5 protein-coding genes are annotated in these 3,120 nt (G+C 44.9%); all 5 read right to left on the reverse strand.

What is annotated here, in order from left to right; translation table 11 throughout:
• Window positions 1-156 precede the first annotated feature (156 nt).
• Window positions 157-540: a flagellar biosynthetic protein FliO gene (gene fliO, locus ACP45E_RS16720; protein ID WP_017033252.1), complete on the reverse strand. Its 384-nt coding sequence runs from the start codon at window positions 538-540 to the stop codon at window positions 157-159.
• 88 nt (window positions 541-628) lie between these two features.
• The gene (fliN, locus tag ACP45E_RS16725; RefSeq protein ID WP_017033253.1) at window positions 629-1,042 is read right to left on the reverse strand and encodes a flagellar motor switch protein FliN; all 414 of its coding nucleotides are present in this window, start codon (window positions 1,040-1,042) and stop codon (window positions 629-631) included.
• A gap of 16 nt (window positions 1,043-1,058) precedes the next feature.
• A complete protein-coding gene (fliM, locus tag ACP45E_RS16730; protein ID WP_017033254.1) occupies window positions 1,059-2,114 on the reverse strand; it encodes a flagellar motor switch protein FliM in 1,056 nt (351 codons plus the stop codon).
• Window positions 2,115-2,121: 7 nt separating this feature from the next.
• The gene (fliL, locus tag ACP45E_RS16735; RefSeq protein WP_017038402.1) at window positions 2,122-2,619 is read right to left on the reverse strand and encodes a flagellar basal body-associated protein FliL; all 498 of its coding nucleotides are present in this window, start codon (window positions 2,617-2,619) and stop codon (window positions 2,122-2,124) included.
• Window positions 2,620-2,664: 45 nt separating this feature from the next.
• Window positions 2,665-3,120 (reverse strand): flagellar hook-length control protein FliK (locus ACP45E_RS16740; RefSeq protein WP_141707379.1); only part of this gene is annotated, 456 nt, incomplete at its 5' end.

The raw sequence follows: 3,120 nt of genomic DNA on the forward strand, positions 1-3,120 counted from the left end.
ACCCGCTCTTCCGATCTAGTCACCGTAACATTGGATGCACCCGCTGCGTTGGGAGGAATGATAGCATCTAGCTCTTCTTGCGCAAATGCGACCGGAGAAAAAGCGAACGAGGCGAAAAGCAGCAACGCACTCGCGATAATCAATGTGATAAAACGATTATGATTGGTCATTTTTCTTCAATAGCTGGCTCATCTGATTCGCAAATGACCCTGAGGCTAACTCCTCCTGAGTGATCGGGGTGTCCAGTTTTGAAATCAGCTGAATCGACTGGGTCGTCACGCCGACCAAAAACTGCTCTTTCCCCGCTTCAATGATCATAACACGCTCTTTAGTACCCACGGGAATTTGACGAACAATCGATAACCCTTTTTGGTTCATCATCGTGGGTACACGCATTCTCTTTAGCGCCCAAGCTAACAAAAAGATCAAAGCAACAACGAATAAAAGCGACCCCACTGTGGTCGCTAAATCCAATTCACTGCCTGTGGCTGCCATGGCGCTATATGGCAAAAATACTAGCGCTAGTGCTACGTATTTCATTCGCTCGCTTTCTTTGTCATTTATAAAAGCATCTCATTGTTCTAAAACTTGCCGTTATCTAAGAATCTCATTTATTTGAGAATCCAGGTTATCGTAGCTTTTTAATGCGTTCCGTTTGACTAATAACATCCGTTAAGCGAATACCAAACTTATCATTGACGACAACCACTTCACCATGGGCAATCAACGTGCCGTTGACCAAAACATCCAATGACTCACCCGCCACGCGTTCCAGCTCGACCACTGAGCCCTGGTTGAGTTGCAACAGGTTGCGAATACTGATCTGTGAGCGCCCGACTTCCATAGATATGGTCACCGGAATGTCTAAAATGGTATCGAGCTTGCGTCTCTCGTCTTCTGAAATTGGCGAAGAGGTATCTTTTAACTCATCAAGCGGTGCTGCCAGAATATCATCAACATCCACTTCAGGAGCGGATGGATCCTCTCCCAACGCAGCTGCCCATTCGTCTGCTAGTTTCTGGTCGTCACTTGGTTCACTCATTCTTTATTACCTACTCTTAATACTCATCTTCATCGTCGCCGTTATCATCCTCGAATTCAGACATAATGTCTTTGCCAAGGAAAGCGAGATCCGTTTTAACTACATCAGGACGTTTAATTTTTTCTGAAACTTGAACCGCTAAATTTTCTCCCGAGCGTCCCATTTTTACTCGGTATGTCGGCAGTTCTTCGACAAACATGGTGGCATGTTCAGGCATGACCATAGGAATAATATCACCCGCTTGAAGTTCCATCAGATCACGTAACGAAATATCTTGCTCAAGTAAGTTCACTCGGAAATTAACAGGAACGTCCATGATCTCTTCACGCAATGCCGAACTCCAACGAATGTCGGTTTCCATCTTATCCGACTGAACACCCGCATCGAGCAATTCACGTATAGGCTCGACCATGGAGTACGGCATAACCACGTGGAAATCACCACCGCCACCATCCACTTCGATATGGAATGAACTCACCACAATCACTTCTGTTGGGCTAACAATGTTCGCCATACTTGGGTTCACTTCGGAATCCAGATATTCAAACTCAACACCCATCACCGGTGACCAGGCTTCTTTGTAATCTTCAAATACTATTTTAAGCAACAGCTGAACAATTCGTCTTTCTGTTGGAGTAAACTCTCGGCCTTCAATTCGTGCATGAAAGCGGCCATCACCACCGAAGAAGTTCTCTACCAAGATGAACACTAATCGTGCTTCCATCGTGACAAGCGCCGTACCTTTCAATGGTCTGAAACGCACCATATTAAGACTGGTCGGTACATACAATGTGTTTTGGTACTCACCAAACTTCATCATTTGTACACCATTAATCGACACTTCAGCGGTTTTTCTAAGCATGTTAAACAAGCTGATCCGAAGGTGTCTGGCAAAACGCTCATTGATAAGCTCAAGCGTTGGCATTCGACCACGAACAATTCGGTCTTGAGAAGAGAAGTCAAAATTAACCGCGGAGGCATTATCCACTTCTACTTCATCTTCGGCCTCATCAACATCGTCTACACCATGAAGAAGAGCATCAATTTCGTCTTGGCTTAATAGATCGGTCACTTCACACCTACTGAATTACAAAATCGGTAAATAATACACGTTCAATCACGGGATGACCGACAGCTCGTGTCAGGCTGGCTTTAATATCTTCGCTGGCCTTCGTTCTTAACTCTACTCTACCATCCACACTGCGTAACTGATCGACCGTTGCTGAGGCAAACGTACCCAATAGCGCACTTTCAATTAAAGGTGAATGATAACGGGCGAGATTTTCATTTTCGCTTCCGCGTACCATCAGTTGGACTTTTATCTGAACCAACCTGTCGCGTTTATCACCGGTCACATTAAAGAGGAACGGCTGAGGTATATTGACGTAAGCCACAGGATCAGCAGGCAACGCCACTTTCGCCTCAGCCGATGCCCCAGATTCCGCAGAGTCACTGGATCCCATAAGGAAAAATGCAGCAGCACCGCCACCAACCAGTAATACCACCACTGCGATGATAATGATCAGGAGTTTGCTTTTCCCTTTCGGTTGTTCTTGTTCTAATTCTTCATCAGCCATAACAATCTCTATTTATTCTTTTTATATCGTTTTGTTTTGTATAGTTTAAGCGTAATAACTGATTCCATCACGCTTTGTTGTGACATTCAAATCAACTTTTGTGTCTGAATCAATATTTTCGTCACTATCACCCATATTATTGGCTGATCCTTGACCTGACCCTTGATTCTCATTGGTCGTATATTGCCCTTGTTGTTGTCCTGAGTTCTGTTGCTGCACCGATGTATCGCCTAACTGTACCCCTTGCTGGGCTAACATTTCTCTTAGCCGAGGCATAGATTGCTCAATCACGTCTCTCGCTTGTTGATTGGTCACAGTGAAATGAACCGCCGTGTTATCACCATTCATATTCATTCTAATTTGCATTCGACCGAGTTCTGGTGGGTCAAGACGGATATCAATGTTCTTTAAATTCTTTGACATCATCATTTGAACTCGTTCTGCCACTTGCTCACCCGCCAGATCTCGACTTAACGGTAGAGGGACCTGAGCTTGTGCGGC

Origin of the sequence: Vibrio genomosp. F10 str. 9ZD137, assembly GCF_049974785.1 — a bacterium.
GTDB lineage: Bacteria > Pseudomonadota > Gammaproteobacteria > Enterobacterales > Vibrionaceae > Vibrio.